We start from the raw sequence: 6408 nt of genomic DNA on the forward strand, positions 1-6408 counted from the left end.
CATCCCCCCCTTTGCCCCAAGAGACGAAACCTTAGATAGTTGAGCCTTATTACAAAAGACTTGAACCTTTTACCCATAACCTACTAACTATAAAGGCTCAACTATCTTACGGTAACTTCAAAGCACTGTGCTGGTGGGCACGTACAATTGTTGAGTCAATCATTGCATATTCATTGTCTGCATCCTTAGCTAGCTCCTCAAATATCTTTTGCCACACCCCACCCCTTGCCCACCGACAGCAAACGGGTATGAACTATCTCGTTGATCCCCAAATCGTTCAGGTAAGTCCCGCCAGGGAATACCGGCTCGATAGCGATACAGCACTGCTTCGACAAATAATCGGTTATCTTTCGCCGTCACTCCAACTGTCTCTTTTCGCCCTGGTAGTAAGTCTTTGATTCGTTCCCACTGGTCATCCCGCAAGGCTCACGCGACGTGTCATGATACCACTCCTCCATGTTAATCAATTCTCCCTCAGCTACTGATTTTATATTGGATTGATACCTATTTGATGACACGCCCTAGGAGTTGCAGGTTATATAAGAATTGGATTGGCTTGTATTATCCTTTTTTTATCTGAATTATCGATTATTTTACCGATCAATTGATACCGTAAGCAGCTATATAGCAGAAGTCAGAAGTCAGAAGTCAGAAGTCAGAAGTCAGAAGTCAAACTCTTGCGCTTACTTAGGTTTGAGACTTTTGTGATGTCCGCGCCTGCCCTGGGGACTGCTATAGCTAAAAAAACTATGGTGAAGTAACAATGCTTACTGCTGTAAATCATATACTGATGATTTTGTCAAATTCTATAAATTTCCACGCTTACCCCACACCCAGTCTTAACCGACAAGCTTGATGCGTAAGTCCTGAAATTAACCAATTGCGGTTGTTCGATAAAATTTGAATTAAATCGTCAATTTAAGCTGAAAAACTCAATTTGAGTGGAAAATAGGAATATAGAGCAGGATTAGCGAAGAGCAACGTGAAATATTTCTTTTTATCGGAAGGCTGGATAGTCGGGCGCGTTTGGGAGTTTGGAGGTCTTTGGAACGAAAACGCTTGGCGACGGCTGCCAGAAATTAAGCAAATGAACCTTTCTATCCTAGAGCAAGGAGAAAAATTGTGGCTCTATCAGGTTGAAGACCTTGTGGTTATGGTTGAAGTCAAACCCATGCCTAACACCTCACCCGAGTCAGCAAAAACTATTGGTCAAGTTGTCCTAAAACGCTTGATCACTGCTGAGCAAGTTCTTGAGCGCTTAGCGATGACACATACTGAAATCATGGTAGGGGGCAAAGGTTAACTGATACAGGGAAAAGGCATCAGGGGACAAGGAAGAAGAGGGAGAAGAGGGTAAGGATAAGGAAGATGAAGAAGTTATACTTTTGATTGCGAATTGTTATCAACGGGCTTAGCTAGGGTGACCAGTTAATCAAAAAACCCTACCCGTAGGATTGGAGCCTAATACCGAGTTGCATATCAATAGCCCTTTGAGCCCCAGCTTTCCCCAACTCCGGACTCTGCCCCCTCTTCCCCCTCTGCTCTTAAGTGCTGTAAGTGATATGGTTTGAAATCAACTGGGCATAAGTTCTATCCTTGTGCCTTTTTCCATATACATTTTTCATGTTGATTTGTGTCCGACTATTGCTAATCAGTAAAGAGGCTACCGGACTGAATTTGACAATTTTTAGGTTTTAGAAGCTATATTGCTTAAATTTAGGCAAATAAAAGGGAAATTTGCGCAATATAGCTGGTTAAGCGCTTCCGACCCTAAGCTGAGAACATGACCGTTCGCTTGCAATCGGCTCTAACAATAGTTACACTTCTTTAAACAAACTTTAGTTTCATACATACTTTGTCCTACCTAAGTTGCCAATGGCGATATCTAGGGGGGCTACCAAAGTAGCGATACAGTTAGGTTCACACCTAACCAAGGTCGGTCGGAGAGTGTTAAAGCTCTCCAAACAGTGTCAAATTTGAGAAATCATACCGTAAGCGTTGTCAGATCAGGTTTTTAACCCCTCGAACAACGTGACTCTTAGAATCCTCTGTGTTTCAAGCGGGGGAGACTTCAAGGGGATTTCTAACATATTGATCAAAAGAAACGTCGAAGTAAAAACTCTATATTAGGAGGAGCGTAGTCAATGGGACTACCCTGGTACCGAGTACACACGGTCGTCCTGAATGATCCAGGACGTCTGCTAGCTGTGCACTTGATGCATACAGCCCTGGTGGCAGGCTGGGCTGGTTCAATGGCCCTGTACGAATTGGCAATTTTTGATCCGAGTGACCCGGTCCTTAACCCTATGTGGCGTCAGGGGATGTTCGTCATGCCCTTTATGGCTCGTCTAGGGGTTACTGAGTCCTGGGGGGGCTGGAGTATCACTGGTGAAACTGTAACCAATGCGGGCTTATGGTCTTTTGAAGGTGTCGCTGCAACTCATATTATCCTTTCTGGTTTATTGTTCCTGGCTGCAGTATGGCACTGGGTTTACTGGGATTTAGATGTGTTCAGAGACCCACGGAGTGGCGACCCAGCTCTCGATTTGCCAAAAATTTTTGGCATTCACCTGTTCTTATCTGGTTTACTCTGCTTTGGCTTTGGTGCCTTTCACTTGACTGGGCTTTGGGGTCCTGGGATGTGGGTATCTGATGCCTATGGTCTCACTGGTAGTCTTCAACCCATCGCACCAGAATGGGGACCAGCAGGCTTTAACCCCTATAACCCTGGAGGTATTGTCGCTCACCATATCGCTGCTGGTGTTGTTGGGGTTATTGCTGGTTTATTCCACTTAACAGTACGACCACCAGAGCGCTTGTTTAAAGCTCTACGGATGGGGAATATCGAAACGGTACTCTCCAGCAGTATCGCGGCTGTGTTTTTTGCTGCATTTGTAGTAGCAGGCACCATGTGGTACGGCAGTGCTGCCACCCCAATTGAACTGTTTGGTCCAACCCGCTATCAGTGGGATCAGGGGTATTTCCAACAGGAAATTAACCAACGGGTACAAGCTGAATTGGCTGATGGTGCTAGCTTGTCAGAAGCTTGGTCATCGATTCCAGAGAAGCTGGCATTCTATGACTATATAGGCAACTCCCCTGCCAAAGGTGGTTTGTTCCGTACAGGTCCGATGGACAAAGGGGATGGCATTGCTGAAGGTTGGCTAGGTCATGCGGTGTTCACAGACAGTGAAGGTCGGGAGCTGACCGTTCGTCGGATGCCGAACTTCTTTGAAACCTTCCCTATCATTTTGACCGATGCTAATGGTGTAGTTCGTGCGGACATACCTTTCCGACGGGCTGAATCTAGGTATAGTTTCGAGCAAGCTGGTGTCACTGCTAGCTTCTACGGTGGAGTTCTTGATGGTCAAACCTTTACTGACCCATTCGATGTGAAGCAATACGCTCGTACTGCTCAGCTGGGTGAGGGCTTCCAATTTGACCGTGAAACCCTAAACTCTGATGGTGTGTTCCGCACTAGTACCCGGGGTTGGTTCACCTTTGGTCATGCTGTCTTTGCACTGTTGTTCTTCTTTGGGCACATCTGGCACGGCTCACGCACCCTCTATCGGGATGTGTTTGCTGGTGTCGATCCTGACCTAGAGGAAGAGCAAGTCGAGTGGGGCTTCTTCCAGAAGCTTGGTGATAAGAGTACCCGTAGGACAGAGCCTATCTAGAGGTTAAATCTCTAATATCACAGTTTGACTCAAAAGCAAAAGGCAGAAGAAAAGAAATTTTTCTTTTGCCTTTTTGCTATTTCTGTGGTCCATGCAAGGTAGACTGGTAAGTGAGGAGATAACCAGGAATTATAGCTATGGAATCAGTTGCTTATATCTTAATCTTGACCTTAGCCTTAGGCACCCTATTTTTTGCCATTGCTTTTCGGGAACCACCTAAGATTGGTAAGTAGTTTACCTCTATTTATCAGATCGAAATTCAACAGTTCTGTGGATGCTCTGAGCCGCAATAGCCTGTCATGAGCCTATAGGATATAGGTAAGTGGACAGGTATATATCGGCTCATCTTCCATCTAATTGTTAGACTTGTTATTTTGAAAGTATCGACTCTTAGGGCGTTCCAACTATCTGCCGCCAATCAGTCCACTCAGCAAGAAAACAAAATTATCTTATGCGATGCCCCTCTTGTCACCACACCGAGAGCCGCGTTCTTGAGTCTCGTTCTACTGAGGCAGGAAAAAGTGTGAGGCGACGCCGGGAGTGTTTGGGATGCAAACATCGCTTCACGACATATGAGCGGATCGAATTTGTGCCAATAACTGTGATCAAGCGGGATGGCAAGCGGGAATCATTTGACCGTTCCAAGTTGTTACGAGGAATTATACGTGCTTGTGAAAAAACAGGCATTCTCCAAAAACGCCTAGAAGCATTGGTTGATGAGATTGAAGCAGAATTGCAACAGCGATTTGGTCGGGAAGTCATCAGTCACGAAATTGGTGAGTTAGTCTTGCGCTACCTACGTTCGGAGAGTGAAGTGGCTTATGTACGCTTTGCTTCGGTCTATGGAAAATTTCAAGGGATTAGAGATTTTGTCACTACCCTAGAGGATCTCCAACAGGAAGATTTACCAATGGAAATCCCCCAGGTTCCGCCAACCCCCTCAGATCATGTAGAAGAAATAAAGACATCGACTTCGGTGTAATTGATCAGATGTTTGTTCATGGTTGACGGTTGATGGTTGACTCTCAAACCTACAAGGTCAACTAGTGGTCTCGTGTCCAGTTGTATGGTTACCATTTGTAGAGATGTTCCAGGCAAGGTCTCTACAGGAGGAAGGATTAAGAAACAAACCAGCGTGAGGTTTTGAAACCCGATCTAGGCAAGAGCAGGTTACCGATGCTACCGGACTTAATATGAGTTTCTTACAGCTAAAGCGGGATTTGAGGGAGCTAGACTAGAAAGTGAAAGAAATTTCAACTCAAGGGCGTGAATTATATTGAAGCCTAACTAGGTTTACCCAGGAGTTGAGTCAAGGCAAGACCAAAGAGCAAACAGCCATGAAGAAACGTTTCTGGATGAGAGCATGGATGGCTAATGCAGAGGTAAACACCTCTCCACAGCCGCTGGCAAATCCTGAGGTTAGATTACAGCAACCCCAGGAAAACCGCAAGTTAGTCAAATTCTGGCGTATTGCTGCCAGTTTGCTCCTTTGGCAAGGGGTGATACTGGGTACCCCAGCCCAAGCACAGCTTAAAGAAGAGAAATCTCTAACCTATAGTGAGCTATTAAAGAAAGTTAAAAATAGGGAAGTCGCTAAAATAGAAATTGATGAAGCCACTAAGATTGCTAAAGTTAGTCTAAACGAGGCCAAGGAGAATGAACCTCCTCAACGAGTTGCTTTGTTCGATCAAAACTCCTTGCTACTCAAGGAACTCCGTCAACAGAATGTTCCCACTGAAATTAGGCGCTCTCCGGATAACTTAGCCGCTTTAGGTCTAATTGCCAACTTATTTTGGCTTCTGTTGTTACTAGCAGGCTTTATCATGATCGTGCGACGCTCTGCGAGTAATTCTGGTCAAGCCTTAAACTTTGGCAAATCCCGAGCACGGTTTCAGATGGAAGCCAAAACCGGGGTTCTGTTTGATGATGTAGCAGGTATTCAAGAAGCTAAAGAGGAATTGCAAGAAGTCGTCACATTCCTCAAACAACCAGAACGCTTTACTGCTGTTGGAGCACGCATCCCGAAAGGTGTGCTGCTAGTGGGTCCTCCAGGAACTGGTAAAACTCTGTTAGCCAAAGCGATCGCTGGTGAAGCAGGAGTTCCCTTCTTTAGCATCTCTGGTTCCGAATTCGTGGAAATGTTTGTGGGTGTTGGTGCCTCCCGTGTCCGAGACTTGTTCAGAAAAGCCAAAGAAAATGCCCCTTGCTTGGTCTTCATTGATGAAATTGATGCGGTAGGACGGCAACGGGGAGCAGGGATTGGCGGTGGAAACGATGAGCGGGAGCAAACCCTTAACCAATTGCTCACGGAAATGGATGGGTTTGAAGGGAACACAGGTATTATTATTATTGCTGCCACTAATCGCCCAGATGTGCTGGATGCTGCACTATTACGTCCTGGACGCTTTGACAGACAAGTCATTGTGGATTACCCTGACTACAAAGGCAGGAATAACATTCTGGAAGTCCACGCTCGCAACAAAAAGATTGACCCTGAGGTTTGTCTAGAAACTGTTGCTAAGCGTACCCCTGGGTTTACTGGTGCTGACTTAGCCAACCTACTCAACGAAGCGGCAATCCTGACTGCTCGCCGCCGCAAAGATGCTATCACTATGCTCGAGATCAATGATGCTATTGACCGGGTGGTGGCTGGGATGGAAGGCACTCCTCTAGTGGACAGCAAGAATAAGCGATTAATTGCCTACCATGAAGTAGGACATGCTGTAATTTC

The 6408-nt window shown here is 45.7% G+C and carries 5 protein-coding genes and 1 pseudogene; 5 read left to right on the plus strand and 1 reads right to left on the minus strand.

All coding sequences use genetic code 11. The features are described 5' to 3' along the window. Nucleotides 1–121 precede the first annotated feature (121 nt). Nucleotides 122–423 (minus strand): annotated as a pseudogene (locus F6K57_RS34585) (IS5 family transposase); the annotation flags it as partial. A gap of 559 nt (nucleotides 424–982) precedes the next feature. Here F6K57_RS34585 and F6K57_RS34590 point away from each other — a divergent pair. The 5 genes from F6K57_RS34590 to ftsH all read left to right on the plus strand — a co-directional run. Continuing rightward, complete coding sequence (locus tag F6K57_RS34590) at nucleotides 983–1303, plus strand: hypothetical protein (RefSeq protein WP_071103453.1); 321 nt, start codon at nucleotides 983–985, stop codon at nucleotides 1301–1303. Between the two features lie 841 nt (nucleotides 1304–2144). Continuing rightward, nucleotides 2145–3677, plus strand: a complete 1533-nt coding sequence (gene psbB / locus F6K57_RS34595) for a photosystem II chlorophyll-binding protein CP47 (RefSeq protein WP_293072449.1) — start codon at nucleotides 2145–2147, stop codon at nucleotides 3675–3677. Between the two features lie 137 nt (nucleotides 3678–3814). Beyond that, on the plus strand, nucleotides 3815–3910 hold the full coding sequence (locus tag F6K57_RS34600) for a photosystem II reaction center protein T (RefSeq protein ID WP_008180851.1): 96 nt from the start codon (nucleotides 3815–3817) through the stop codon (nucleotides 3908–3910). A gap of 218 nt (nucleotides 3911–4128) precedes the next feature. Next, a complete protein-coding gene (gene nrdR / locus F6K57_RS34605) occupies nucleotides 4129–4659 on the plus strand; it encodes a transcriptional regulator NrdR (RefSeq protein ID WP_293028577.1) in 531 nt (176 codons plus the stop codon). Between the two features lie 487 nt (nucleotides 4660–5146). Next, the coding region (gene ftsH, locus F6K57_RS34610) for an ATP-dependent zinc metalloprotease FtsH (protein ID WP_364305345.1) at nucleotides 5147–6408 on the plus strand (1262 nt) is incomplete at its 3' end.

Source organism: Moorena sp. SIO4A5 (assembly GCF_010672005.1).
Lineage (GTDB): Bacteria > Cyanobacteriota > Cyanobacteriia > Cyanobacteriales > Coleofasciculaceae > Moorena.